The organism is Sorangium sp. So ce302, from assembly GCF_051530145.1.
GTDB lineage: Bacteria > Myxococcota_A > Polyangia > Polyangiales > Polyangiaceae > Sorangium > Sorangium cellulosum_B.
In genome coordinates this window covers 5,864,681-5,891,048 of record NZ_CP150326.1, presented here as the reverse complement: position 1 = coordinate 5,891,048, position 26,368 = coordinate 5,864,681, and the positions used below count along the sequence as shown (strand labels likewise).

The 26,368-nt window shown below is 72.2% G+C and carries 20 protein-coding genes and 1 tRNA gene; 14 read left to right on the top strand and 7 right to left on the bottom strand.

Translation table 11 applies throughout. The features are described from left to right. Positions 1-78 precede the first annotated feature (78 nt). Positions 79-1,005, top strand: coding sequence for a lysophospholipid acyltransferase family protein (locus WME73_RS22365; protein WP_437747406.1), 927 nt, complete (start codon positions 79-81; stop codon positions 1,003-1,005). Between the two features lie 164 nt (positions 1,006-1,169). Here WME73_RS22365 and WME73_RS22360 read toward each other — a convergent pair whose 3' ends face one another. The 3 genes from WME73_RS22360 to WME73_RS22350 form a co-directional block, all read right to left on the bottom strand. Continuing rightward, complete coding sequence (locus tag WME73_RS22360; RefSeq protein WP_437916986.1) at positions 1,170-1,922, bottom strand: ABC transporter ATP-binding protein; 753 nt, start codon at positions 1,920-1,922, stop codon at positions 1,170-1,172. 61 nt (positions 1,923-1,983) lie between these two features. After that, the gene (locus tag WME73_RS22355) at positions 1,984-3,579 is read right to left on the bottom strand and encodes a hypothetical protein (RefSeq protein WP_437747404.1); all 1,596 of its coding nucleotides are present in this window, start codon (positions 3,577-3,579) and stop codon (positions 1,984-1,986) included. A gap of 274 nt (positions 3,580-3,853) precedes the next feature. Further along, positions 3,854-5,107, bottom strand: a complete 1,254-nt coding sequence (locus WME73_RS22350) for an alpha/beta fold hydrolase (RefSeq protein ID WP_437747403.1) — start codon at positions 5,105-5,107, stop codon at positions 3,854-3,856. A 689-nt stretch (positions 5,108-5,796) separates the two neighbouring features. Here WME73_RS22350 and WME73_RS22345 point away from each other — a divergent pair. The 6 genes from WME73_RS22345 (at position 5,797) to WME73_RS22320 (ending at position 12,051) form a co-directional block, all read left to right on the top strand. Then, on the top strand, positions 5,797-6,024 hold the full coding sequence (locus WME73_RS22345) for a hypothetical protein (RefSeq protein ID WP_437747402.1): 228 nt from the start codon (positions 5,797-5,799) through the stop codon (positions 6,022-6,024). A gap of 196 nt (positions 6,025-6,220) precedes the next feature. Further along, complete coding sequence (locus tag WME73_RS22340) at positions 6,221-7,981, top strand: serine/threonine protein kinase (RefSeq protein WP_437916985.1); 1,761 nt, start codon at positions 6,221-6,223, stop codon at positions 7,979-7,981. After that, on the top strand, positions 7,974-8,588 hold the full coding sequence (locus WME73_RS22335) for a hypothetical protein (protein WP_437747400.1): 615 nt from the start codon (positions 7,974-7,976) through the stop codon (positions 8,586-8,588). The genes WME73_RS22340 and WME73_RS22335 overlap by 8 nt, the downstream gene beginning before the upstream one ends. Before the next feature lie 107 nt (positions 8,589-8,695). Next, positions 8,696-10,057 carry a glutamine synthetase family protein gene (locus WME73_RS22330; RefSeq protein ID WP_437916984.1) on the top strand — a complete coding sequence of 454 codons (1,362 nt, stop codon included), beginning with the start codon at positions 8,696-8,698 and terminating at the stop codon, positions 10,055-10,057. Next, positions 10,054-11,208, top strand: coding sequence for an iron-containing alcohol dehydrogenase (locus WME73_RS22325; RefSeq protein ID WP_437747398.1), 1,155 nt, complete (start codon positions 10,054-10,056; stop codon positions 11,206-11,208). Before WME73_RS22330 ends, WME73_RS22325 begins: the two co-directional genes overlap by 4 nt. Before the next feature lie 204 nt (positions 11,209-11,412). After that, positions 11,413-12,051, top strand: coding sequence for a sterol desaturase family protein (locus tag WME73_RS22320; protein WP_437747397.1), 639 nt, complete (start codon positions 11,413-11,415; stop codon positions 12,049-12,051). 251 nt (positions 12,052-12,302) lie between these two features. On the opposite strand, the gene WME73_RS22315 is transcribed toward WME73_RS22320, so the two are convergent. Then, positions 12,303-12,623: a hypothetical protein gene (locus WME73_RS22315; RefSeq protein WP_437747396.1), complete on the bottom strand. Its 321-nt coding sequence runs from the start codon at positions 12,621-12,623 to the stop codon at positions 12,303-12,305. 262 nt (positions 12,624-12,885) lie between these two features. Between WME73_RS22315 and WME73_RS22310 the strand changes: the two genes are divergently transcribed. The 5 genes from WME73_RS22310 (at position 12,886) to WME73_RS22290 (ending at position 18,146) form a co-directional block, all read left to right on the top strand. Next, positions 12,886-13,422: a hypothetical protein gene (locus tag WME73_RS22310; RefSeq protein WP_437747395.1), complete on the top strand. Its 537-nt coding sequence runs from the start codon at positions 12,886-12,888 to the stop codon at positions 13,420-13,422. A 177-nt stretch (positions 13,423-13,599) separates the two neighbouring features. Continuing rightward, positions 13,600-13,672, top strand: a tRNA-Gly gene (locus WME73_RS22305). A gap of 306 nt (positions 13,673-13,978) precedes the next feature. Beyond that, the gene (locus tag WME73_RS22300) at positions 13,979-15,427 is read left to right on the top strand and encodes a flippase (RefSeq protein ID WP_437747394.1); all 1,449 of its coding nucleotides are present in this window, start codon (positions 13,979-13,981) and stop codon (positions 15,425-15,427) included. Positions 15,428-15,759: 332 nt separating this feature from the next. Then, the gene (locus tag WME73_RS22295; protein WP_437916983.1) at positions 15,760-17,190 is read left to right on the top strand and encodes a serine/threonine-protein kinase; all 1,431 of its coding nucleotides are present in this window, start codon (positions 15,760-15,762) and stop codon (positions 17,188-17,190) included. Between the two features lie 146 nt (positions 17,191-17,336). Next, positions 17,337-18,146: a hypothetical protein gene (locus WME73_RS22290; RefSeq protein WP_437747392.1), complete on the top strand. Its 810-nt coding sequence runs from the start codon at positions 17,337-17,339 to the stop codon at positions 18,144-18,146. On the opposite strand, the gene WME73_RS22285 is transcribed toward WME73_RS22290, so the two are convergent. Together WME73_RS22285 and WME73_RS22280 are read right to left on the bottom strand one after the other, a co-directional pair. After that, positions 18,107-18,370 carry a GlsB/YeaQ/YmgE family stress response membrane protein gene (locus tag WME73_RS22285; protein WP_437747391.1) on the bottom strand — a complete coding sequence of 88 codons (264 nt, stop codon included), beginning with the start codon at positions 18,368-18,370 and terminating at the stop codon, positions 18,107-18,109. The two genes, WME73_RS22290 and WME73_RS22285, sit on opposite strands and share 40 nt — an antisense overlap. Before the next feature lie 486 nt (positions 18,371-18,856). Then, the gene (locus WME73_RS22280; RefSeq protein WP_437916982.1) at positions 18,857-20,701 is read right to left on the bottom strand and encodes a serine/threonine-protein kinase; all 1,845 of its coding nucleotides are present in this window, start codon (positions 20,699-20,701) and stop codon (positions 18,857-18,859) included. Positions 20,702-20,953: 252 nt separating this feature from the next. Here WME73_RS22280 and WME73_RS22275 point away from each other — a divergent pair, with 252 nt between their 5' ends. Beyond that, complete coding sequence (locus WME73_RS22275) at positions 20,954-22,033, top strand: tetratricopeptide repeat protein (protein ID WP_437747389.1); 1,080 nt, start codon at positions 20,954-20,956, stop codon at positions 22,031-22,033. A gap of 26 nt (positions 22,034-22,059) precedes the next feature. On the opposite strand, the gene WME73_RS22270 is transcribed toward WME73_RS22275, so the two are convergent. After that, positions 22,060-23,565: a protein kinase domain-containing protein gene (locus tag WME73_RS22270; protein ID WP_437747388.1), complete on the bottom strand. Its 1,506-nt coding sequence runs from the start codon at positions 23,563-23,565 to the stop codon at positions 22,060-22,062. 266 nt (positions 23,566-23,831) lie between these two features. On the opposite strand from WME73_RS22270, the gene WME73_RS22265 reads away from it, so the two are divergent. Next, positions 23,832-26,363: a hypothetical protein gene (locus WME73_RS22265; RefSeq protein WP_437916981.1), complete on the top strand. Its 2,532-nt coding sequence runs from the start codon at positions 23,832-23,834 to the stop codon at positions 26,361-26,363. Positions 26,364-26,368: the final 5 nt, after the last annotated feature.

Sequence of the window (26,368 nt, the reverse complement as noted above, 5' to 3'; positions counted from 1 at the left end):
GGCTTCGCCAGGGCGGCGCGGGGGCCGCGCTCGATGCCTCTCCCTCGGCCGTTATGTTTGCGGTAGATAGGCTGCCTGATGCCTCGCCCGCGCGGAGCGCTCTTCTCCGGTCTACGCCATGACTCGGCCTTCTGGCGCCGCGCCCTCGCCGCGGGCGTCAAGCGCGGGCCGGAGCCCTGGGTGCGCCATAGCCCTCCGGTCTTCGGCGTGCTCTTCGCGGCCGCGCTCCCCGAGCTGCGCCGGCGCGTCGAGCAGAACCTCCGCCGCGTCCGCGGGCCGCGGTCGCGCCTCGTCGACCTGCTCGACAGCAGCGCGGTGTTCGCCGCCTACGGAAGCTGCATCGCCGAGGCGCTGCTGCTCGCGAGCGATCGCGGTTACACGGTGGTGCGGCGCTCCCGGGGCGTCGAGCACTACCACGCGTGCGCTGCAGCAGGCCGGGGGGTCATCATCGTCACCGCGCACACCGGGGGCTGGGACATCGCCGGCCAGATCCTCGGCGCGGTGCATCCGGCGGGCGTCATGCTAGCGATGCAGCGGGAACGGGACGCCGAGGCGCGCGCGATCCAGGATGCGGCGCGGCAGCGCGCTGGTGTCCAGGTGGTGCACATCGGCGATGGGCCGCTGGACGCCCTGCCGCTCCTCAAGCACCTGCAGCGAGGCGGCGTGGTCGCGATGCAGATCGATCGCGCGCCGCCCGGGATGCGCAGCCGGGAGGTCACCTTTCTCGGCGGCCGCTGGCGAGCGCCCGAGGGGCCGATCGCGCTCGCCGCGATGAGCGGCGCGCCGATCTTGCCCGTGTTCACGCACCGCCTGGGCTTCCTCGACTACGAGGCGGTCGTGGCGCCGCCGATCCGGCTCGCCCGCCGGGCGACCGAGGAGGAGCGGGACGCGGCCGCGGCCGAGATGATGGGCGCCCTGGAGCGCTTCGTCCGGGCTCACCCGACTCAGTGGTTCCACTTCACCGGCGACGGCCCGGTCGCGCCGGCGGAGGACGGGACGGGTTGAGCTGAACAGCGGAGAAGACCGCAAGTGGGCCGATCAGCGCAAAGGCGGAGAGGCGGAGGCGAGCCGAAAGAACGCCGGAGACATCGAGAGCAGAGATTTCTCTCCGTGTCCTCTTGGCGTCTTTGTTTCTTGTTCCAGGGCGCCTTGCGCGGCGCGGCGCCGCTCTACAGCGGCCCTTCGGTCAGCCCGTGGACGAATTGCCTCACGCGCGGGTCGTCGCTCGCCTTCGCTTCTGCGGTGGTGCCGTCGAAGATGAGCCGTCCGCGGTAGAGCATCCCCACCCGGTCCGTGACCGTGAGCAGCCGGTCGAGATCGCTCGAGACCATCACCACGGTCGCGTTCATCGCCCTCTGCTCGGCGCGGAGCAGGTCGAAGATGCGCTGCGACGTGACCGGGTCGAGGCCGGCCGCGGGCTCGTCGTAGAGGACGATCTCGCCGCGAGCGATCGTGGCGCGGGCGACGCCCACGCGCTTCTTCTGGCCGCCGGACAGCCCCGCCGGCGTCCGTCCCTCGAAGCCCGCGAGAGACACCGCGCGGAGCCGCTCCGCGACCCGCTCCTCGATCTCGTCCTCGCTGAGATCGTAGAGCCGGCGCAGAGGGAACGCGATGTTCTCCCCGACGGTCATGTAGTCGAACAGCGCGTTGTTCTGGAACAGCATCCCGAACTTGAGACGGAACGTCTGGAGCTCGAGCTCGCTGAGCGCGTGGACGTCCTTCCCATCGACGAGCACGTGCCCGCGATCCGGCCGCAGGAGCCCGGTGATTATCTTGAGCAGCACGCTCTTGCCCGAGGCGCCCGGCCCGATGAGCCCGTAGAGGCAGCCTGCAGGCACGTCGAGGTCGACACCCCGGAGTACCGGCATGCCCCCGAAGCTCTTCGTCAGCTGCTCGATCTGGATCATCGGTCGCGTGGACACGGTCGACGGGGAGGGGCGCGCCGGCCTTGTGGCTCGGCGGGGAGGGGCGCGCCGGCCTCCTTTACTTGAACGTCGTCCGGGCGACGTCGAGCCGCGGGTGGGACGGGAACGACATCCCGCGGATTTGCCCGGAGATGCACGAAGCGACGCTCGGGTTCGACGGGCTCGTCGTGACGGTGACCCCCACGGCGCGGCCGTTCTGCACCGCGGCGCAGACGTTCACCTCCATGCTCGAGGGCACGTTGCACGCATTCAGGTACGTGCCGCGGTTCAGCACGTTGCCGTAGGCGCCCGCCGTGAGGTCGGCCGGGCCGTTGTTGCCCATCTTGTACTCCTCGACATAGCGCGCCTGCGCCGCCTCACAGCTCAGGCCAGCGCCGAGCGTCGGGTAGCTGCCGCCGCCGCTCGGCCGCGCCCCGCTCCCGGCGCGCCCGGTCTTGCCGCTGCCGAGGCCGGCGTCGACCTCGATCGCGACGCGGTCGGTGGCGCCCTGCACCGCGAGCTCCTGCTCCTTGTGGCTGCGCTCGCGGTACCACCAGCCCGCGCCCGCGGCGAGGATGACGCCCATCAGGGCGAGACCGAGGAGCGCCTTGTACTGCGTGCCCTGCTTCTCGGCCGACACGACAGCGTCGAGCGCGCGCTTCTCCTGCACGATGTCCCGATTCAGCTTCGCCTGCTCGGCGAACGGGGCGAACTCCTCCCAGTCCTGGATCGCGCGCTCCTCCGCGGAGAACGTGTCGCGCAGCACCTGATCCCCTGTGAAGGAGCCGGACGCGATCTGCTGGAGCAGCTCCACGGACGAGAACGGCCCATGGTCCATGCCGTCCTTGATGACGACGTACCGCGGCCGCGGATCGGACTCGAGCGCGGCCTTGAGATCCGCGAGCTTGCGGGTCGGATCGTTGCCGTGCAGGCGCTGCGGCTGGTTGACCGGGATGGCGACCGCGAACGGTCCATCCCCGGAGACCGCCTGGATCCTCGGCACGGACGGCGCCGACGGGACGCGCGCTTCCTCCTGGTGCCCGGTCGGCGGCATCATCGAGAGGTTGACGTCGACCTCGAACTCGCCGTCGGCATCGAGGTGCGACGTGTCGGCGCTCGGCGGCATCGACGAGGCGCTCGGGACGATCTGGTAGAGCGCCTGCGCGAGGGCGGCGAGATCCGCCGGGCGGTGCTTCGGATCGGCCACGAGCGACTTGCCGAGCACCGTTTCCAGCGCGGGCGGCAGGTCCGGGATCACGTCCGCCGGACGCCGCATCCCCGGGCCGACGCTGCTGTTCGTGAGCATCTCGTAGAGGATGGCCCCCACCGCGAAGACGCTCGCGCGCGCGTCGCCTTCGTTGCCCTTGCGCTCCTCGGGCGCCAGGCAGGCGCGGTCGCGCGGGAGCAGAGGAGGGGTGTGGGCGAGCTCCTCGATCAGCTGGATCGTGCCGTTGGCGTCGTGACCGAGGCACGAGGGGTGCACGAACATGGTCCGCCCCTGCGCGTGCAGCTCGTGCAGCTGGGTGCAGAGCGGCACGGCGAGGCCGATGGCCTCACGGATGTCGAAGCGGCGACCGGTCGCGCGGCGCGACTCCATCTCGGCGCGGAGCGTGCCGGCGGGGATGGACATGCCGGCCGGCAAGGGGGTGAGCAGGGGCTGGACCTGAGCGGACATCGGGGACGAACACTACGACAACACGCCGGGTCCGCTCAACGCCGCACCGCAACGTTGCAGTGTCGACGTGCGGCGAAGCCAGGTGCACACGTGGGACGAGCAGTGCGGGCGTGCGCTTGCGGCGTCAGCGTTCGTCAGCGCGCCTTCAGCGTTCGTCAGCGCGCCTTCAGCGCGTTTGCGCTGGTCTGCGCCCCCTGGTGTCGGTCTGCGTCCGTGCGCGTCCGCCAGCGCGCGTTCGCGCTGGTCTGCGTCCGGGTGCGTCGGCCGGCGTCCGTCAGCGCGTGTTGGTGCCGGTCTGCGTCCGCGGTCGCTCAGCGGTCTCGGCCGCGGCGGCGTCCGCGCCGAGCGCCAGGACGTGGCCTGCGAAGAAGCGGAGCAGGTCGGTCTCGCGCGACTTCGGCCAGCGGGCGTGGTTGATGGCGCCCTTCTTGGCGGAGCAGCGGTTCCGGAGCGCGCAGTGGGGCTCGTCCCTGCCGGCCTCGTCGAGGCGCAGGAACGAGGTGTGCGCGGAGAGCGCGTCGCGCGCGCGCAGCCATCGCTCGACCGATTCACACGGGAACGTGTCGTCGCACGCGCGGTAGACCGCCATCGCGGGCGGGGGAGGGCCGGGGCACGCCCACTCGGCGGGCGGCGCGTTGCTGCCGAACGTGGCGAACGCCGCGACGCGGTCCGCGCGCATCATGGCGTACGTCGCCGCCATGTGGCCGCCGTAGGAGCCGCCGAGCGCGTAGATGCGCCGCCGGTCGACGAGCTTCTTCTCGAGCAGCTGGTCGACGAAGGCGTCGGTGGTCGCGACGTCGACGTTGCCCTCGCCGGTGAACTCGACGTCGAACGGCGCGGTCGGCGTGTACATCTTCGTGCCGCGCTCGCGCTCGGCCTGGCTCGGCGTCTTGAAGGCGCGGCCCTGGGGCGCGAGGACGATGAAGCCCGCGTGGGCCGGGTCGCCGGTCAGGTTCCACGTGGCGCCGAGCTTGCGCAGGCCCGTCTCCTTGTCGACGCTCGTCGGGTTGTCGCCGTCGGCGTGGAAGAAGACGATGAGCGGCAGCGGCGCCCGCGTCTCCACGCCGCTCGGCGCGATCACGCAGGCGTAGCGGGGCGACCCCTCGGCGTCGCGCGTCTCCAGAACCTGGGCGCCGCGGCACGGCGGCCTGCCGAGCGTCTTGCGGAGCTCCCGCCCGGGGCGTCCCTGCTCGGCGACGCAGCTCCCTTCGCTGGGAAGCCTGGCCTCGGGCGGCTTCGTCGGCGGCGCGGCCGCGCTGGCCGGACCGGCCGCGCGGGCGCCCGCGTCCTGCCGGGCCGCCGAAGGCCGCGGCTGCCCGCCGTCGGCCGCGGCTGCGCCGGCGTCCTGCTCGAAGACGCCGAGCAGGTCACCGCCGTCGACCCCCGACGACGGCGTGGAGCACGCGGCCGCGAGCCACGCTGCGCCGCCGGCGAGCGCGGCGGCGAGCAGGGCGCGGCCGCGCCGGAGGCCGGGAAGGTCCAGCGTCGAGGTTCGGTGCGGGCGGCGCCGGGGCTGGGGTCGAGGCACGCGCGCACTGTAGTACGTACAGCTGTCGCGCTGAACCAGCCCGGCATGGCTCGACGGGTCGAGCCGGGCGCGAGCCGAGGTACACCGGACACCTCATGGCGCATCCCGCGGCTCACAGCTGGGTTCGGTAGAGCCGATTCCATCCCGAAGACCGGTGTCGCGGGCATCGAGCGCCTCATCGAGCTGGCCTCGCGCCTGCAAAACAATCGATATCGTGGTTCCCTGGCACCACGAAGAACCGCTCTTTCGGCGCGTGGAGCCGTCCGCGTGTCGCTTCCACGAACTCCGTCGCTGGCCCGTACTCCTCCCGGGTCCCGTGGTCTGCGACATCACTCGTGGAGCAGACGAGATCGATCGGTATCCCATCCTTCGCGAGAGCATCGAGGTTCCTGGCCCGTTGTCTGGATACGCTCAGAAGGAGCAGGCCGCGGGTCGCAGCGGAGGCAGGAAGTGCCACTGGAGGCGATCGGAGCGAGCTGGAACACGGCGCGGTGCCCCGCGGCGGCGAGCGAAGTAAGGTGTCTTACTATCGAGCGCGAGCGGGAGGCGATCGGAGCGAGCTGGGATGCGGCAAGTCGCCCCCGTCCGCCGGTGCGTCGGCTCCGTGCCCGCCGGGGACGAAAACGCTACGGCGGACGCCGCTGCCTTGCGGGGAGGCCCTTCATGGCTAGGCTGTCCGCGGCCCACCCATGACGCTCTTCGATATCCTCGTCGGCGCCGCGCTCGCGGCGGTCCTTGCTTTCCAGGTCTACGTCACCGTGCGCGTCTTCCGGAGCCGCGTCTACGAGCCCAAGCAGAAGGTCTGGCAAGCGCAGCTCGTCTGGCTCTTGCCAATCATCGGCGCCGGGCTTGTGTTCTCGATCCTCCAGGAGGAGGACCGGGCCCACCGCGACGCCTCCTCGCACCTCCGGAGCTGAGCCGTCGCCTCCCGCGCGGCCGCCTTGCGGCCACGTGCGGTCACGTTGAACGGTCGACCTCGCTCCCTTCTCCGTCCTCTACGCCCATCTGGTCACCCCGGCGCCTCTGATAACCCGGTGGACCTGGGACGATCGAACAGGAAAATTCGGTTTCACCCTTCGGTCCAGCGGCGCCGTGCGCTATGGCTCAGGGAGCATGGCGGACGACGTCTTCGGCATCGTCGGGACCACGCAGGCGGGTAATTTCCACGTCGAGCAGGTGGTCGCGGAGGGAGGGTTCGGCGTGGTGTACCGCGCGCTCCACGCCGGCTTCCGCGCGCCTGTCGCCTTGAAATGCCTGAAGGTGTCCGAGGCGAAGACCCCGCGCGAGCGGCAGCTCTTCCTCGAGAAGTTCCGCGAGGAGGCCCAGCTGCTCTTCCGGCTCTCGGCCTCGATCCCGGAGGTCGTCCGCCCGCTCCACGTCGACGTGCTGCACCTGAAGCGAGGGGAGTTCGTCCCCTTCCTGGCCCTCGAGTGGCTGGAGGGCGAGTCGCTCGACAAGGTCATCGATCGACGGAGGCTCAAGGGAGAGCCGCCGATCCCGCTCCACAGGCTGATGAAGATGATGCGCCCCATCGCGCAGGCGATCGCGCGTGCGCACCGCTTCCCGAGCCCGAACGGCACGGTGTCGATCATCCACCGCGACCTCAAACCCGAGAACATCTTCATCACGACGCAGGAGGGGACGGAGCGGCTCAAGATCCTCGACTACGGCATCGCGCAGGCGAAGACGCTGGCCGAGCAGGCCGTCGGACGGGTGACGAACGGCGACCCGCTGAACGCGTTCTCCCCGGCGTACGGCGCCCCGGAGCAGTGGGCGCCGAAGCGGTTCGGGCAGGCGGGAACTTGGACCGACGTCTGGGGTCTCGCGCTCACCATGGTCGAGGCGCTCGTGGGGCGGCAGGTGATCGATGGCGAGGCGCAGGCGATGATGGGGACGGCGCTCGACGTGACGCGCCGGCCCACGCCCCGGGCCGAGGGCGCCAACATCCCGCCGGAGGTCGACGCGGTGTTCGAGCGCGCGCTCGCGGTGAGCCCGCGCGACCGCACGCGCGACATCGAGGCCTTCTGGACGGAGCTGGAGGCGGCGATGGGGCTCCCGGCCACCTTCGGGCGGACCTCCGCGCAGGACGATGCGTACTCCGTTCCGCCGCCTCCGTCGTCGTCGATGCGTGCAGCTCCGCAGGTCAAGCGCGCCGCGCACGTGTGGCTCGACACGCCCAGCGACGCCGGGTCGCTCGAGCTCGATCTCGACGTGGCTCCGGCCTCGATGCGCTCGCCGAGGGGAGGGCGCCGGGACGGCCCTGCGAGCAGCGTGCGCCCGCCGCCGCCCTCGGATTCGGCCGGTCTCGAGATGGACCTCCCCGAGGCGCCGCAGAGCGCGCGGGGCAGAGGCATGGGCGCGCTCGTCCCGGAGAGCGTGCCGACGAGCGCGCGAGGCCGCGGCGGCTTCGCGGAGGCGACGCCCGTGGGCGCGCTCCCGCGCGGCGGCGGGATGGAGAGCGCCCCGCCGAGCATGCTCGCGCGCGGGGGCGGGATGATGGAGAGCACGCCGCCGCTGGAGATGGCGCTCAGCGTGGCGCCGCGCACGACGTCGGTGGTGCCGGCCGCGGTGCGCGCGCTGTCGGACATGCCGTCGAGCAGGTACCGGCCGACGGCGCGTCCGCCGGCGGACGTGCGGCCGCGCCCGCCGGACCCGAAGCCGCTCGGCGGGCCGACGCTCCTCCAGCAGCTCGGGCTGCCCGTGGCCTGCATCGTGTTCGCGTGCGTGGTCACGGTGGCCGACCTCATCATGAAGCAATCGGGCGAGGCGCTGAGCTTCGGCCCGGTGCGCTCGTTCTGGGTCGCCGGCGTGCTGCTCCTGTTCGGCGTCGGGCTGTTCTTCTGGCGCATGCTCGGAGATGCTGGAGATGCCTGATCTGACGCACGGGAGCGCCGCCGCGGGCGAGCGCGCCGATCAGAGCGTGTCGGCCCGCTTCACGCGGCTGATGAACGCGTCGACCTCGCGGTGGGGCGTGCTCACCGATCCCCCGCTCGTGGCGCTCGCCTCCGGCGTCTTCCTGCTCGTCTTCCTCGGGGCGCTCGGCCGCGACGCGGGCCCTGAGGTCGCGCGCGCGCTCGGGGTCCTCGTGTTCGCGCCGATCTCGGTCGCGCTCGCCGTCAGCGTGGCGCTGCGCGGCGCGCGTCGCGCCGTCGTCGCGTGGCTCGCGCGCCAGCCGTTCCCGGTGGAGAACCTGAACGCCGTGCTGAACGGCCTGGGCGAGGCGCTGGAGGTCACCTTCGTCGGCGCGGCACCGGAGGCGACGGAGCTCAACGTCGAGCTCGACAAGGTGCACCCGGATGCGTTCGTGACGGGGGGCGTCGAGGACGCGCGCACGCTGGACATCCGCATCGGCGTCGTCGACTCGAAGCGCAATCCGGCCGCGACGAACCACCAGCGCTACGCGCGCGTCCGCGAGCTCGTCGAGCGCGTGCTCGTGCCGCTCGCGGAGCGCTATCCGATCCAGGTCGTCCGCGTGAAGTGAGCGCGCGCCGGACGCGCGCATCCAGACGGCGGGGCGTCGTGCGGTCGTCGCGCGCCTCGCGCGGGCGCTTGCCATGTCGCCCCGTTCCCCTGCTATCGTCGCGGCCCATGACCGCCTCGACCTCCGAGAAGCTCCTCTCCGATCTGGAAGCGCGGGGCATCACCCGCGCCAAGATCGGCGGCTTTGACATCGACGGCATCCTCCGCGGGAAGTACGTCTCCATCGAGAAGCTGAAGAGCGCGCTCAAGAGCGGCTTCGGCTTCTGCGACGTCATCTTCGGCTGGGACATCGCCGACGTCCTCTACGACAACGCGAAGGTGACCGGCTGGCACACCGGCTACCCGGACGCGCACGCCGTCCTGGACCCGAGCACGCTGCGCGACATCCCGTGGGAGCCTGGGACCGTCGCGATGCTCGCCGACTTCCGCGACGAGCGCGGCGGCCCGCACCCCGCGTGCCCGCGCTCGCTCCTCCGGAGCGTCATCGCGAAGGGCGAGCGGATGGGGTTCTCGGCGAAGTTCTCGTGCGAGTTCGAGTTCTTCCTCTTCGAGGAGACGCCGCGCTCGCTGCACGAGAAGCGGTTCGCCGGCCTGACGCCGCTCAGCCCCGGCATGTTCGGCTACTCGTGGGTCCGGGAGGGGCAGAACAAGAAGCTCATGGCCGCCATCCTCGATCAGATGCAGGCCTTCGACGTCGAGATCGAGGGCCTTCACACCGAGACCGGCCCGGGCGTGTACGAGGCGGCGATCCGCTACGACGACGTGCTCCGAGCCGCGGACAAGGCCGCGCTCTTCAAGGTCGCCATGAAGCAGATCGCGCACGAGCACGGCCTGTCGGTCACGTTCATGGCGAAGTGGAACGCCGATCTCCCCGGCTCGAGCGGCCACCTGCACCAGAGCCTCTGGAAGGACGGCCGGAACGTCTTCGAGGACGGGTCGTCGCCCGACCGGATCCCTCCGGCGCTGCGCCACTACGTCGGCGGTCAGATCGCTCTGATGCCCGAGCTCACGGCGCTCTACTCGCCGACGATCAACGCCTACAAGCGGTACGTGCCCGGCGTCTGGGCCCCGCTCACCGCCAGCTGGGGCGTCGAGAACCGCACGGCCGCGATCCGCCTCATCGGCCTCGGCACGCCCGGCGCGCGCGTCGAGTACCGGCAGACGGCGGCGGACATCAACCCGTACACCGCCATGGCCGCGTGCCTCGGCGCGGGGCTCTACGGCATCGAGAACGGCGTCGAGCCGCCGACGCACGCCGCCGGGGACGCGTCGTCCGCCGAGTCCTCGCGCCTGTCGCTGCCCCGTACGCTCTCCGACGCGACCCGGATGCTCGCGGGTAGCAAGATGGCCCGCGAGATCCTCGGCGAGAGATTCGTCGAACACTATGTCCTGACGCGCGACTGGGAGGTGCGGCAGTACGAGCGCGCGGTCACGGATTGGGAGCTGAAGCGTTACTTCGAGGCGGTGTGATCATGAGCCAGTTCACGGTTTGGAGCTTTCCCACACGCATCCTCTTCGGCGCCGGCGTCGTCGAGCAGACAGGCGCCGAGGCGCGCCGGCTCGGCGCGGCGAGGGCGCTCGTCGTCACGGACAAGGGCGTCGTCCGCTCGGGGCTGCTCGAGCCCGTCGCCGCTTCGCTGCGGAAGGAGGGCCTCGAGGTGGCCGTCTTCGACGACGTGCTCGGCAACCCCATCGAGAAGAACGTGCACGATGGCGTCGCCGCGTTCCGCGCGGCCCGCGCCGATCTCGTCGTCGCCCTCGGGGGCGGCTCGCCGCTCGACGTCGGCAAGCTCGTGCGCCTCGGCGTGAACCACGATCGGCCGCTCGTCGACTACGACGACGCCACGGGCGGCGATCGCTTCATCACGCCCGACGTCCCGCCGATGCTCGCGATCCCCACGACGGCCGGGACCGGCAGCGAGGTCGGCCGCTCGGGCGTCGTGACGCTCGACGTGAACCACCGGAAGACGGTGATCTTCTCGCCGCACCTGCTCGCGAACGCCGCGCTGCTCGATCCGGTGATGACGCGGTCGATGCCGGCGTTCCTCACGGCGGCGACGGGCTTCGACGCGCTCACCCACTGTATCGAGGCGTACGTCGCGAAGGGCGATCACCCAATGGCCGACGGCATCGCGCTCGAGGGGATCCGCCTCGCCGCCGCGCACCTCTCGCGGGCGGTCACGCACGGCGACGATCTAGAGGCGCGGGGCGGCATGATGAAGGCGGCGATGATGGGCGCGGTCGCGTTCCAGAAGGGGCTCGGCGCGTGTCACTCGCTCGCGCACCCGCTCTCGAGCGAGTGCGGCCTGCACCACGGCCTCGCGAACGCCCTCTGCCTCCCGCCGGTCGTCGAGTTCAACGTCGTCGCGGCCGCGCCGCGCCTGGCGCGCGTCGCGGCCCTGCTCGGCGCTCCCGAGGACGCCGCCGCGTGCGCCGACGCCATCCGCGCCCTGCGCGCCCGGATCGGGCTCGCGGCCGGCCTCGAGAAGGCAGGCGTCCCCCGCGACAAGCTCGACGCGCTGGCCGACCTCGCCGCCCAGGACGCGTGCCACACGAGCAACCCGCGCCCCTGCTCGCGCGACGATCTCCGCCATCTCTACGAGGCGTCCTTCGCGAGCTGATCGCGCGCGCCTGCCCCGGGCCGGGCGCGCCACAGGGCTCGCGGCGGACGCCGGGCCGACGCGAACGCGTCGCCGCCACGGAAGGTTCGCGCCGGCGAGCGCCTGCCGTGACGGGATCATGGTCATTTCCCGGTGTCCAGCGGGCCGTTGGGCGCCGGGCTACCGCTGGCCGACAATGGATAAATGCGGTACCAGGGGTGCACGATGACCGTCACCTCCACCGAGCGCACCGCGCGTCCAGCGACATGCCAAATGTTCGAGACGCCGCTCATCGAGCGGTTTTCGCGGATCCATCCGATCACGCCGTTCGTCTTCTGGCTGCCGGTCTACGGCTATCTGGGCGTGCGCGCCGCCCGGCATGGTGTCGGCCTCCTGACCGGGCTCGGGCTCGTGCTGGTCGGCCTGTTTCTATGGACGCTCGCCGAGTATGTCCTGCACCGATACGTGTTTCACTACGTCGGGCCGCGCCTGTGGCAGCGCCGGATGCATTTCGTTCTCCACGGGGTGCACCATGATTTTCCGCAAGATGCCGACCGGCTGGTGATGCCGCTCGGCGCGAGCATCCCCCTCGGCATCGCGTTCTACACGCTGTTTCGCGTCGTCTTTGGCCCTGTTCCGGCGGATCCGCTGTTCATCGGCTTCGGCCTCGGATACCTGGCGTACGACGGTACGCACTATGCCATTCATCACTTCCGGATGAGCTCGCGCTGGGGGAAGTGGATCAAGCGCCATCACATGGTCCATCACCACACGGGAGAAAATGCCCGGTGGGGCGTGTCGTCGCCGCTCTGGGACTGGGTCTTCGGCACAATGGGCACGTCGCAGGCGGGAAAAGGCAGCTGAGCGGGACAGCGGCGCGCTCTGGAGCGCGCCGGCGCTGATCGTCGACAGGGGGGAATGGGCCCGGAGCGCGGCGGGTTGAGGGGCCATGAAGCGGTCGCGCCCGGACGCTCGTGCTTGCGCGGGAGATGCTGCGCAGCAGCGCCGCGCGGGGCGGTGCGGCCGCGACCGCACGGCGCCTGCCCAGGCTCAGGCGCGCGGCGGATGGATCTGCTCGAAGCGCGGACCGAGGAGGTCGCGGCGCATCGTGGGCCTCACGGCGAGGAGGTGGTGCCGGGAGGAACGAGCCCTGCCGCAGGCGGTGCGCTCGCCGCAGGCAGCCGCCTCATGGCGCCCGCATCGAAGGTGCGGAGCGTGTTGCGCCCGCAGTAGGGGCACAACCACGCCACGTCGAACCGCTCGAGGTGAGCGTTGATGCTGTGCGCCGGCGCGAGCTCCTTGTCGGCTTCACCGGCGGCCGACCGGCCGCGGGGACTCCGGGTGGCCCACCCGGCGGTGACGTGCCGGTGCTCGTCCAGGGTGGCTGACAGGCTTGCCTGGCACTCGCAAGGAGTGGAGATGAGAAACCGACTCATGCGTGACCGTCCTTCGTAGATGTTTCCGTAGACCTTGCTGGCATGCCGCGTCGCGGCGTGCTTGCGGGCGCCGCGGCTGCGAACCGAGAACCGAGACGAACGAGAACCGACGAACGAGAACCGAGACGAACGAGAACGAACGAGAACCGAGAACCGGCGACGAGGAAAGAAGCGCGCCCTCATATAAAGGTTGGTCAGTTTGAGCTCAAGGGGTGTTAGCCTGGGACACGGTTGCCTTGGTGTAGCTGAGGAAGGGGAGTCCATGACCGTTCGACGTGCACCTCGTGAGTGCGAGACGCCGCCCTCGGGCAGGTTGCAGGTCGTCGAGGCCCGCCGGCCTGGGCCGCGCTCTGTGCGCGGCTTCAGGATCCTGCTTGCGCACGACGCCCGCGCCGCGACCTGCGACGCGCTCGCCCGCGCGATCGAGGGGGCGCTGACGAACGTCGAGATCGTGGACGCCTCGTCGATCGACGACGCCCTGCTCGCGTCGGCGACCGAACGGTTCGACGCGTGCCTCGTCTGCCTGGATCTTCCGCCGGCCCCGCTCGGCGGCGCGCGCCTCGCGAGCGAGCTCGTGGACAGCAACCACCCGGTCGTGCTCGTCACGCGGAGCCTGCGCTGGCTGCCGCCGGACAGGCCCATCCTGCACCAGCTGCCCTGGATCCCGCCGGACGCGGGCACGAACGAGATCTCCAGCGCGATCGCGGCGGCGACCAGCGACTGCGACAGCGCCATCCGCGCGCGCTCGCCGCTGCCGGGCGAGACGCTCGGCGCGCCGGCGCTCCGCGCGCGCCGGTAGCGGCGCGGCTGGGCCGGTCGCGGCTGGGCCGGTAGCGGCGCGGCTTGGAGAGGGCGCCGAGTCCCGCCTCCGGTCGAACCGGGCGGAGACGTGAAGACGTGAAGACGTCGGGATCGAAAACGAAATGAAGGGGTTGCGAAGCGGCCCCGGATTCGGTAGAAGCTTCCTCCACCTCGCGCGGGACTAGCTCAGTTGGTAGAGCATCAGCTTCCCAAGCTGAGGGTCGCGGGTTCGAATCCCGTGTCCCGCTCCGAGGATCGCCGACCCCCTTTTTGCGCTGGCGATCCTCCTGCACCTCGGGTGCTTCGAGGTTGAGGGACGTCTCGCGTTGGAGCGCCTTTTCAAATGGCGCTTCGTGCTCGAGCGGCATCTCGGACGGCACGTCGCGCTGAGCTCGGGCTACGGCGCTCGCTGAGCGAGCGCCTGCGCTCGCGCCACCGGGCAGCGTTCGCTGCGCGAGACGGACGCGCTCTGGGGGCGCACGACGCTCGAATCGGGGCCGGTCCCGCTGCGCGGACGGCGGTGCCCGACAGCATGGGGACACCGGGAGGTGTTCATGAAGGATGGCCGGCGCATCGCGCTGAACGCGGCGCTGATGCTCCTGAAGCAGGCGATCATGGCCGTCCTTGGCGTCGTGTTCGTCGGCTATCTCGCGCGGAAGGTGGGGGTCGCCGCCTGGGGGGAGTTCCAGGCGTCGCTCGCGATCGCGGGGATCGTCACGATCGCCGCCGGCGTCGGGGTGAGGGGATACCTGGCCCGGGAGGTCGCCGTGAAGCCCGAGCTCGGGCCGCGTCACCTCGGCGCAGCGCTCGCCATCCGGGGCGTGACCGGGACGGTGGTGCTCGGCGCGACCGTGGCCGTCGTGCTGGCGACGCGCTCGGGGCTCGGCGCGCAGCTCATCGTGCTCGCCGCGGCTTCCCAGCTGGCGACGCTGCTCTACTCGACCATGTGGCTCTCGTTCGAGGCCCACGAGCGGTTCCAGTACATCCTGTACGCGGAGCTCGGCGCGCGGCTGTTCGTCATCGCGCTCTCGGCGGCCTTGCTCGCGCTCGGCTTCGGCGTCGTCGCCGCGGCCGTGGCGTTCCTGCTCGGCAACGTGCTGGAGCTCGCCATCACCTCGCACTATCTCCGCGCCCGCCTCTACCGGCCCGAGCTCACGACGCCGCCCGCCGAGCTCTGGCAGATCGCGAAGCGCAGCCTGCCGATCGGCGCGCTCGGGGCGCTCTCGAGCGCGCTGCTCCAGATCGACCGCGTCATGCTCCGCGCCCTCTGCGACGAGGAAGCCGTCGGGGTCTACAGCGCCGCCTTGGTGCTGAGCGAGAACTTCAGGATGCTCCCCGACGTCCTGCTCGGCGCCGCCTTCGCGGCGGGCATGCGCCTCTACGCCCAGGATCGCGACGCGTTCGGGCGCCTCTACGGCGGTTGCATGCTCGTCGCCGCGCTCTTCGGGCTGCCCGTCGCCGCCGGCATCTTCCTGCTCGCGCCGGACGTCATCCAGCTCGTCTACGGAGGGGCGGGCGACTACGCCCCGGCGGCCGACGTCCTCCGGATCCTCGCGTGCGGCGTCCCCGTGACGTTCGCGTTCCAGGTCGTGACGCTGCCGCTGCTCGCGGCGAAGCGCGAGGTCGCGATGGTGAAGCTGCTCGCGCTGGCGCTCGTCGCCGACGTCGCGCTGAACCTGCTCCTCCTGCCGCGCTACCGCGCCATGGGCGCCGCGTGCGCGACGCTGGCCGTGAGCGCCGGCGCGCTGATCGCGTCGTGGGGCATCTCCGCGCGCTGGGCCCACGTCGTGGAGCTCGGCCGCATCCTCGCGGTCCTCGCCGCGACGGCGGTCATGGTCACCGCGGCCTACGTCGCTCGCGTCCTCGCCGGCATGTGGGCGTCGATCGCGGTGGGCGTCGCCGTCTACGCCGTCCTCCTCCTCGCGTTGCGCGTCGTCTCCTTCCGCGAGCTGCGCGCGCTGCTCGCGCGCCGCGTCCGCGCCTCACCCGCCACCGTGGCTTGACCTGCGTTCCATCGCGGGCGGGCCCGGCGCTGCGCGCTCTTCTGCTCCGCTGTGTGGAACACGGGGCCATCGAGTTTTCCGCATTTTCCGCCGGGAGCAGCGCTCGCCGTGGGTCTCTGCGGCTGCCGACATGCGCTCTCATCCGGCGGGATCCACGCAGAACCGCGCGATGCCCATGGCTCGGAGGTGACGCTGCCGCGGCACTTTCCGTGGCATGCAGCGTGAATAGCGAAGGCGCGATGTGGCGGCGCGGGCAAGTCCGGGGGCTGGCCGGGGTGGGGCGACTCCGGCAGTGGATGGCGCGGCGGCCGTCCTCTCTTCGCGCGTTCGGGATGCCGGCGCGAAGCGAGGGGGGCGCGGCAGGGCTGCCGTGGCGCTATCGAGAGATGGACCTGCCCATGGGCGACGGCGGCTATGCGTTGCTCGCGCGCCTGTCGGCAGGCGGCATGGCGGAGCTGTTCCTCGCGTGCCGGCGCGGGCCGGCAGGTATCGCCCACCCCGTCGTCGTGAAGCGTCTTCGCCCCGAGGCGAGGCGAGATCCGTCGATCGTGCGGATGTTCCTCTGGGAGGCCTGGATCAGCGCCCGGCTCCAGCACCCCAACGTGATCCGGTTCCACGACTTCGTCGTTCACGAAGGACGCCATCACCTCGTGATCGAGTACGTCCCGGGCTGCGATCTGGCCGCCGCCGCGCGCTCTCTCTTCGCGGAGGGGCGGCCGTTCCCGCTCGAGGCGGCCATCGAGATCGGCCTGGGCGTGCTGCGGGCGCTCGGGCACGCGCACGGGCTCCGCGACGACGGCGGGAAGCTCGTCGGCCTCGTGCACCGCGACGTGAGCCCGCAGAACGTGCTCCTCTCGCTCGAGGGGGAGATCAAGCTCATCGACTTCGGCGTCGCGCAGATGACGGGGATGAGCGGCATGGAGGAGGCCGGCCCCTTCGGCTCCCCGTGCTCTTCCGACGACGCGGCCCCGTCGAGCGACGGCGGCACGGTGAAGGGAAAGCTCGGCTATGTGGCGCCCGAGCAGCTGCGCGGGCAGAGGGTCGACGCGCGGGCCGATCTCTTCGCGGTCGGCGTGATCCTCTTCGAGCTGCTGACGGCGCGTCGCCTCTTCCACCGCAAGGACGACGGCGCGACGATGGGCGCGGTGCTCTCCGGCGAGGTGCCGGCGATCGCGCCGCTCCGCCCCGCGTGCCCGGCGCTGCTCGAGGAGGCGATCCGGCGCGCGCTCGCGCGCGATCCCGAGGGCCGCTTCGAGACCGCGGCGCAGATGGAAGAGGCGCTCGCCGAGGTGCTCGCCTCGTTGCGCCGAGCGCCGAGCGGCGGCGACGAGCCGAGCTCGAGCGAACGCGGGCTGCTCGCGGGTCAGGAGATCGCCGCGCTCGTGCGCGAGGTTGCGAGCGGGCGCGATCGGCACCGGTCGCTGCTCGTGCGGGGCTGTCGGAGATCCGCCGGGTCTCGCGGGCGCACGGGCCCGCGGCGGATCGCCGCGGGCCGCTCCGGGGACGATCGCGGCGAGGTGACGCCAACGCTGCGCGGGACAGACGCACGCCCCTCTGCGCAGGAAGAAGGGGGCGAGCGCAGCGAGGCCAGGAGCGCCGTCACGCCGGACTGGAGGGACGCGCGCCCGCTGAGGCGCGTTCGACTCCTGCCCTGGCTCGTGATCGCGGCGGTGACCATCGCCGCAGGGGCGCTCGCCGGCAGGGCGATCGGCGCGTTCGACGGCGGCGTTGCGCCGGCGAGCCGCGGCGCGCCCCGCGACTGACGAGCGCTCCAGCGCCGGCGCCGCGGCGCGGAGAGCCGCGAGACCTGGGAGATCTCCATTCGGCGCCGCGGTCGTGAGGCGTCGAACGCGAACGGCCGTTGGTGTTGGCGCGGATAGCGACGGGCTCGCTAGCCTTGTCCGGCCTGATGCCCGTCCGGAATCTCCTGAGCCGTTCCCTCCCGATCGCTGCGCTGGCTGTCCCCCTCCTCGCGAGCTTCACAAGCAGGAGCGCGCTGCCGTGCCCGGTCGCCGGTGCGCCGGCGGAGCCGACGGAGCTCGGCGCGGCCATCGAGCGGCAGCCGATCTGTGTCGGATCGACGGTCGCGAGCGCGGGCGAGCTCGGCGACGTCCTGTACTACCGCAGCTCGGTCGGAGAGCACGGCGAGGTCTCCGTCGGTTATTACGCGTTCTTCTCGGAGGAACGGCCGTGGGGCAACAACTGGCTGACCTGGACCGTGCTGCCCGCGCTCGCGGTGGACCTCGTCTACACGCACGCGCTGCTCTTCGCTCCGGGAGTCCAGCGCGCCGTCTACGGCAAGGGCGATGTCGAGGGGTTCAGGATCGTCTACAGCGTTGGCGAGGGGGGCCGGCTCACCGCCAAGCACGGCGCAGCGGACCGCGATGATCACGGCGAGGTGCAGCTCGAGCGCTCGGATCTGCTCTCGATCGATCCCGAACGCCCTACCGTCTACTCGCGGTGGTGGAGCCACCAGCTCGGCGGGCGGGGCGCGGGGCCGGGCGATCTCGTCTATCACCGCTGCTTTGGCGCGGGCGCCATCCGGCCGCTGCCGCCGGACGTCGCGCTCGATTTCCGCCTGGATCGGCGCGCCGCGCCGGCCCGCGTGGTGCCTGCCGCCGCGCTGCTCGGGCAGCTCTCTGCCTCGCGGCGGGGCGAGCCCGTCGATGGCGGGAGCGCTCAGGGCCTCGTCGCTCGCCGGCCGATCGTCGCGTTGTAGATGGCGAGGATGACGATGGCGCCCAGGATCGACGTGAAGAAGCCGCCGCTCGACTGATACGACGGATAGAGCCCCAGCGCCCGGCCGACGAAGCCGCCGAGCAAGGAGCCGGCCACGCCCAGCAGCGCTGTGACCACGAAGCCAGCCGGGTCGCGGCCAGGGGTCAGCAGCTTGGCGATGACGCCGACGATGAGGCCAAACAGGATCCACAACAGCACGGACATGGTTCGCTCCTCTCGACACCGCGTGACGCCGAGGCCCGTCCTCCCGCGTCGATGTGGAGGCCAGCGTCCAGCGTTTCGTCCGGCTCAGCGTCTGCAGACGACGTGCCGCGCGCGGTGAGCTCCGTTCGCACCGCCATGAAGCGGAGACCCGGTGGCCAGCGTGAACTGCGTCGCCATCGGGCGCGCTGCGCTGGGCATCGGCTGTACATCGGCGCGCAGCGGCGCGCGCGAGATCGAGGATCGTGGCGCGCTCGGCGCGCTCGGGGCGCGGGGTGCGCGCTTCGTTCGCACCGCGCGCGCCTCAGCCCTCGCCGTCGGTCTGCTTGTCGTTCCTCGATCGCACCGAGCTCGATCCGGGCGTCGCGTGGACAGGCGCTGGCGCGTCGCCCGGGCCCGTTGGCCCGCCGTGTCCCGCTGCGTACCCGCGCCCGCAACGCGCGCACACGAGCAGCGCCGCGGATCCGGCGTGCGGCCCGGCTGGGGCGTTCACCGTGGCGGTCTCGCAGGGCACGTGGGGTCCGGCTCCGGGGCGCGCGCCGGCCATGCGCGCCCCTCGGCGGTAGGGGGCGCCTCGCCGTCGCGCTCTGGGGATGGCGAGGTCAGCGTGGCGAGCGCGGCGCTTGCAGCGTTGAAGAGCAGGCACAGCGATCCGCCGAGCACCGTGGCAGCGACGGTGCCGATCACGACCGGAGCGAGACGCCCGCGCCGGCGTCGGCGCAGCGCGACCAGGCTCCGCGATCCGCTGGATCGGTGCGCTCGAAGCAAGAAGAGGGGCTCGAGCGCCGGACTGCGCTGGGCGCTGGCCGGAGCGTGCGCGGGAGGCGACGCCTCGGCGGGCGGGGGTACTGCGTCCGCCGGCGGCGCGCCATCCGGCGCCGGGGGTGAGGCCGCCTCGACGAGCGCAGCCGGCGGGCAAGGCGTGGAGCGATGGCCGACCCACGTTGGAGCGGACGAGTCGTCTCGCCGCGTGGTCGGCGGAGAGCAGGGCCGATCGAGGTGCGCGCTCTCCGGCAGAGACGGCGAGCGATAGCCCACCCATGTCGAGGCTCCCGCGGAGCGCGCCGTGGCGGCGTCCTCCGCGGAGGACCTCCAGCGCGACGAGGACGCCGTCGCTGGGCGCGCGCTCTCCGAGGGGCGCGGAGAGCGGCTGAGCGCGGCGTGCTCGTCGGAGGCGGAGCGCGCCCGGCGAAGCGCGATGTGCCCGAGCGCCTCGCGCAGCGCGCGCGCGCTCTGCGGGCGATCCTCTGGATTTTTGCGCAGGCACTGGAGGATCAGCGCCTCCAGATCCGGATCGAACGCCGGATGGAGCGCGCTCGGTCGGGGCGGCGGAGACTCGACGTGCGCGGCGGCGAGCGCGACGGGCGTCGGGCGCTCGAAGGGGAGCCGCCCCGTCGCCATCTCGAAGAGCAGCACGCCGCACGCGTAGACGTCGCTCCGCGCGTCGACACGCTGCCCTGCGGCTTGCTCCGGGCTCATGTAGGCGGGGGTTCCGATGACGAGCCTGCCGCCGTCCTCGTCGGGCGCGGGGAGCAGGGGCGAGCCGCCGAACGCGCCGGACCGGTCGTCGTGGAGCAGCTTCGCCGTCCCGAAGTCGAGGAGCTTCACCTGCTCGAACGGCGCCCCGTCGTCGTCGATGCGGGGCACCAGGCGGATGTTCTCGGGCTTGACGTCCCGGTGGATGACGCCCGCGTCGTGCGCGTGCTGCAGCGCGGAGCACAGCTGGCGCATGATCGAGACGATGCGCTCCGGGGGCAGGATCGGCGCGGCGTTCAGGAGGTCGATGAGGTCCTCGCCGTCGAGGTGCTCGGTGACCAGGTACCACAGGCTGGGCGGGGTCGCCTCGTGTCCGTCAGCGCTCGCGCCGAGCGCGCCGTGTAGACTCACCGGCTCGCAGCCGAAGTCGAGGACGCGCACGATGTTCGGGTGATCGAGCCGGCTCGCCGCCAGCGCTTCGACATGGAACCTCAGCACCGCGTCTCCGGCGCGGACGCCGCCGGAGCGCGACCGCTCGTCGGAGCGCGACCTCTCGCTCACGCCGCTCGAGCCTCGGTGGACGGCGCCCTCTCCGCGCGGCGACGCGGCGACGCGCGTCGTGCAGACGCGGTGGCTCGCTCTTCGGCCCACGCGCGGCGCGGCGACGCGCTCGTGGATGACCTTCACCGCGCACGCGCGCCCGAGCCCGAGGTGCCGCGCGCGGTAGACGCGCCCCATCGCGCCGGCGCCGATCATCTGCTCGACGAGGTACCGCCCCCCGAGAAGGCGTCCCCTGAGGAATCGCTCCGAGGACGGGAGTCCCGCGTCGAGGGGCGCGGAGGCGCGGAGGCAATCCATGGCGCGTTCCACGCAGCAGAATGGGTGCCATCGCGCTGTGCGGACGGTTCACAGCGGCCGCGACACGGAGCGTCGGGCGCGGCCGCGCCGCGGGCGCCCAGCGCCGGCGCTCGCGGCGCGGCTCCGAGCGGCCCGCGCGCCGCGCGCATTTCGCCCAGGAAAACCCCGCCTCCGCCCGGGCAGCGGCGCCGCGAGGGCTGATTTGTTCCGTTGTCGACGGCGTGTGATAGCGTGGCGCGCGAGGAGGCCTGAGTGCTCTTGAGACGATGCGTTCCGTTCGCTGCGGCGCTGTTCCTGCTGCTCCCGACAGGCGAGGTACTTGCGCAGTCGGACCAGGACAGAGCAGCGGCCCGGTCGCTGGCCACGCAGGGCGCCGAAGCGTTCACGTCCGGCCGCTTCGAGGAGGCGATCGATCTGTTGGGTCGCGCCGAGGCGCTCGTGCACGCTCCGACGCACCTCCTGCTGATGGCGCGCGCACAGGTGCGCCTCGGTCGTCTCGTCGCTGCGAAGGAGACCTACCTGAGGATCGTCCGTGAGGAGCTCCCGCCCACCGCGCCGTCTCCCTTCAAGAGGGCGCAGCAGGACGCGAGGGAGGAGCTCGCCGGGATCGAGCCCAGGATCGCGTCGCTGCGCATCGCGCTGGAGGGCTCCGCCGGCCGGAAGATCGGCGTGAAGCTGGACGGCCAGCCGGTCGCGGACGCGCTGCTCGGCGTGCATCGCCCGATCGATCCGGGGAATCACGTGGTCGTCGTGGTTCCGCCGGGCCTCGCGCCGATCGAGCAGGGGGTGACCATCGGCGACGGCGAGCGGAAGGAGCTGAAGATCCCGGTCCCGGAAGGCCCGGCCGTGGTCCCCCCGCCGGGAGGCTCGGTCGAAGGGCAGGGCACCTGGGGCGGTGGGCAGACCGAGGTCCCCCCTGTCGCCCCGCCTGGCACCCCGGAGCGAAAGACGAACGCGGTGATGCTGGGTGGAGGCATCGCGGCCACGGCGCTCGGGCTCGGCGGTGTCGTGGTGGGCTCGGTGTTCCTGGCCAAGAGCAGCGGGACGCAGAAAGAAGCGAACGACCTCAGCGCCGCGCGTGGGTGCGAATCGCAGAGCATTGCCGGCGCGGAGTGCGGCCCGGCGATCCAGGCCCAGATCAAATCGCTCGACGCCGATGCTGCGTCACAGCAGACGATCGGTGTGGTCGGTCTCGTCGGGGGCGGCGTGCTGCTCGCCGGCGGCGTGACGCTGCTCGTACTGGAGCTGACGTCCAAGCCGGAGCCCTCGAGCTCCGCCTGGATCGCCCCCTACGTAACGCCGACCGGGCTCGGGGTGCGCGGCGCGTTCTGATCCGAGCGCTCTGCGTGGCGCCGGTGTCAGTAGCCGAAGTCGCCCGGTACCCCCGGCTTTTGCGGCTTCTGGGGCGACGTGCTCGGCTTCGTCGACGGCGTCGTCTGCGGCGGCTTCGTGACGGGCAACGGCTTCGTCTGAGGAGGCTGTGGGCGCGGCGGGAGCGGCTTCACCTGGGCCGAGGAGGCCGTCGGCGCCGCGACGGGCTCGGCGGTGACGGGCGGAGCGGGCCCTGCGGCCGTGGCGCTCGCGGTGACGATCGGCTCGGACGGCGGGGCGGTCGGCGGTGCGGGCGGAGGGGGCGAGGGCGCCGGGATGGCGGTCGCGCTGACCGCGCTCGGATCCGCGGTCGCCGCGCCCGTCATCCCGCTGTGTCCGAAGGCGAGCCAGACGGCGACGCCCGCGCCGAACAAGCTGGCCGCCCCGGCGATCGCGGCGAGGAGCGGCATCCTGGACGGCGGGCGCGTCGAGCGGCCCGTGACCCCTGACGAGGCGCCCCACGAGTTCGCGGTCAGCTGCGGCGTCTGGCCCATGCCGGGCACGGCCGGCGCATTCTGGCCACCCCACGGCGGCTCGGTGCGGGTGGGCGGAGGGGTGGCCGTCTCGGGCTGGGACGGCAGCGACAGCCGGGGGAAGGACGTCCGTCCCGTGGTCAGCAAGGCCAGGCTGGGCCGCGCTGCGGCCCAGGCGAGGAGCGCGTTCTTGAACTCCGCGCAGCTCTGGAAGCGGCCCCCCGGCTCGCGCGCCATCGCCTTCTGGATGATGCCGGAGAACTCGGCGTCGAGGTCGGGCACGAGCTGCTGGGGCAGGGGGGCCGGCTCGAGCACGATCTTGAAGAGCAGCTCGTTGAAGGTCGCCGCATCGAACGGCACCTGACCGGTCGTCGCCTGAAAGAGCAGAACGCCCATGGCGTAGATGTCGGTCCGCTGATCCACGGGGCTGGAGCCGCGCGCCTGCTCGGGCGACATGTAGTACGGCGTCCCGACCACCGCGCCCGTGCGCGTCATGCTCATCTCCGCGCCGGCGAGCGGCGAGAACTTCGAGACGCCGAAATCGAGCACCTTCACGAAGTTGCTGAGGCCGGCCTTCGACGGGATGACGAAGATGTTGTCGGGCTTGAGATCGCGGTGGATGATCCCCGCGGCGTGCGCGGCGCCGAGCGCCTCGAGCACCTGCACCATGATCGGCACGGTGATCTCGGGCCCGAGCCGCCCCATCCGCTCGATCTTGGCCCCGAGGGTCTCTCCCTCGAGGTACTCCATGACCATGTACCGCGTGCCGTCCGGCAGCACGCCGAGGTCGAGCACCTCGCAGATGTGATCGGAGCCGATGCGCGCCGCGGCCTGGGCTTCGCGCTCGAAGCGCGCGACGGACTCGGCCTGGCTCGAGATGTTCGCGTGCAGCAGCTTGATGGCGACGCGGCGCCGGATGCGCACGTTCTCGCCCTCGAAGACCGCGCCCATGCCCCCCTGGCCGAGCAGCCGGACGATCCGGTACTTGCCGTCGATGATCTCGCCGACCAACGGATTCATGACAGCGTTCCCGGTCCGGAGAAGCAAATCACGCCGCCAGGCTAGCACGGTCGCCCGAGGCCGGCCTACGCCCTCGCAGGGCGACGACGGGCGTCGCCTTCACCCGCCGCCGTGCGGCGTGGACGCCCCACACGAGGATCGATGGCGTGGGCGCGCGGCCGCCCGAGCGCCTGAGCGCCGGAGCGCCGGAGCGCCGGACAACGAACGCCCCGCTCCCGCGATCCCCGGGCCGGCGCAGGGGATCTTCGTGATAATGTCGCCCACGTATGCCGGTTTACGAGCTGTCCGTCGATGGTGCGCTGGTTCGCGAGGCGGAGAAGATCGTCTCCCTCGAGGGCCGCGCGTTCCCGACGCTCGTCATGCGCTGGGAATCGCGCCTCTTCGACCAACCTTGGCTCACGACGCTGGTGCTCGATTACGTGATCGCGTTACCGCCGCTCATCGTCGGGCAGGCGACGTTCAACGAGGTCAGGATTGCCGCCTTCACCGGGGGCGCCGGCACGAAGTTCATGTACTTCGGCACCGAGATGAGCGCGAGCGTGCCTCGCATCGCGCCCGAGATGGAGAACACGATCGCCCCGACCGCGCTCTACCAGGAGTTCCGCCTGGACGAGCAGGCTTGCCCGATCCCCTATCTGAAGCTGATCCAGGTCAGTCCGCGCATCTACGGTGAAGGGCTCCAGAACTACTACTCGCCGTCGATCAAGGTCGAGCGCTACGACGGGGTGGCCTCGTCGGAGCACATCGCGGACTTCTTCCCGAAGGTCGTGGCGAACCTCGATCCGGTGAAGGGGACGACGCTGGTCGATCCCGCGCAGGGCTTCTGGACCGGCGCGCGCTTCCTCGGCGCGACGTCCATCGCCATCCTACGACAGGGCCGTGTGGTCGGGCTGCACCGCCGCACTGGAAAGACCGACAAGGACCCGATCCCGCCCGAGGTGAAGCGGCGCGATCCGCGGCTCGACGTGCGCGCCGACTGGGTCGCCGTGGACGTCGGCGCGGCGTCGACGGTCGTCGCCGTCCGGGGCGAGCGCGGGGGCGCCGAGTTCGTCCGGATCGGCGCCGACGCGCCGCTCCGGGTGTCTGCCGACAACGAGAACCCGAGCGAGGTGGCGTTCGAGGCGCTGGCCCGGACGACGAAGGCCTGGCGCGATCGGGTGATCCTGCCCATGACGCGCTGGGGCGACGTGCTCGTCGGGCACGCAGCGCGCGACATGCGCCTCCGGCCGGGCGCCGACGTCCACGAGCGCGCCGCGGCCTCCCTGCCGGCCCTCCCGCTCCTGCGCGAGCGGACCGAGCGCGGCGAGCCGTTCCGCCTCCGGGGCAGGAGCGACCCCGACACGACGGAGGCGCTGAAGAAGCCGGCGCCGCCCATCATCGACGAGGAAGGGATCGGCGCGCACGACCCGTTCGATCCGCTGGAGCTCTACGCGTACTACGTCGGCCTGCACCTGAACCAGCGCTCGCGGGGGCTCTCCACGCGCTACGCGATCACGATGCCGACGGGCTGGTCGCCCGAGCGCCGCGAGAGCGTGCTCGTCGCCTTCCGCCGCGGCATGTTCCGGAGCCTGCCCGCGGGCCTCTGCGAGTACCACGACCTGGACGGCCTGCAGGTCGTCGACGGGGGGCCGTCCGCGATCGCCTATGCGGTCCAGGCGTTCCGCATGTTCGGGATCCAGCCGCGGGACGGCGGCGTCCCGTTCTGCGTCATCGACGCCGGGGCCAGCGAGGCGGGGCTCGCCTTCGGCATCCTGCGGAGCGCGAAGGCGCACGAGGCCGCCCAGGGGCTGGAGCGGATGGTCGAGTACCTCGAGCCGACGGCGATCCCCTGGCTCGGGGGCGAGCGGCTCCTCCACCGGATCGCCTACAGGGTGTACTCGTCCAGCCAGGCCGCGATGCGCGATCGCCGGATCCCCTTCGAGCGCCCGCCCGAGGAGGAGCCGATCGACGGCGCGGAAGATCTGCTCGCTCCGTCCCCCGATGGGCGCGCCAATGCGTGGGCGCTCAAGGAGCTGCTGCGGCCTCTCCTCGAGGGGGGGCCGAGCGCGCCGGTCGCGGATCGGCTCTCGCTGGTCGGGCTCGACGGGGAGCCGGTCGTCGTGCCGCTCTCGATCGATCGCGGCGAGCTGGGCGGCGCGATCGACGCGTGGTTCCGGGACGGGGTCGAGGTGGTCCGCCGGCACCTCGAGGGCGCGGTGGCGAAGATCGGGCGGGAGCCGGATCCTTACCAGGGGCTCAGGATCCTGCTCGGCGGGCGCCTCGGGATGAACCAGCGCTTCGCGGAGCTGCTCGCCGGCGTGCTGCCGGCGGGCGTGCAGGTGCACCGCTTCAAGGAGCCGGACAAGGCCAACCTGGGCGCGCCCACCGTGAAGATGGCGGCCGCGCTCGGCGCGCTGTCGCTCCGGTTCGATCGGATCGGGGCCACGCTCCGCGCGGAGAAGCGCGACGCGTTCCGCTACCGCGTCGGGCGCGCGCGCCACGGGCAGCTCGCCGACGTCCTGGATCCGTCCGTCGACTACGACGTCTGGCGGGAGGTCGGCGCTTGCTTGAAGCCCGAGGTCGAGCTCCTGTTCATGGCCGCCGACGACGAGGGGGAGGTCGCGGCGGACGATCCGCGCGTGCGCCGCGCGGTCTGCGCGCTCGGGCGCGGCGCCGTCGGACAGCGGCTCTATGTCCGGGCCGTCGGGCCGGCCCGCGCGGAGATCAGTGTGGGGCCGCCCGGCGGTGAGCCGGCCTCCGGCGCCGTCTGCTGGACGGTCCACCTCGAGAGCGGCGCCGCAGAGAAGACCGGCGGCTGAGCGCA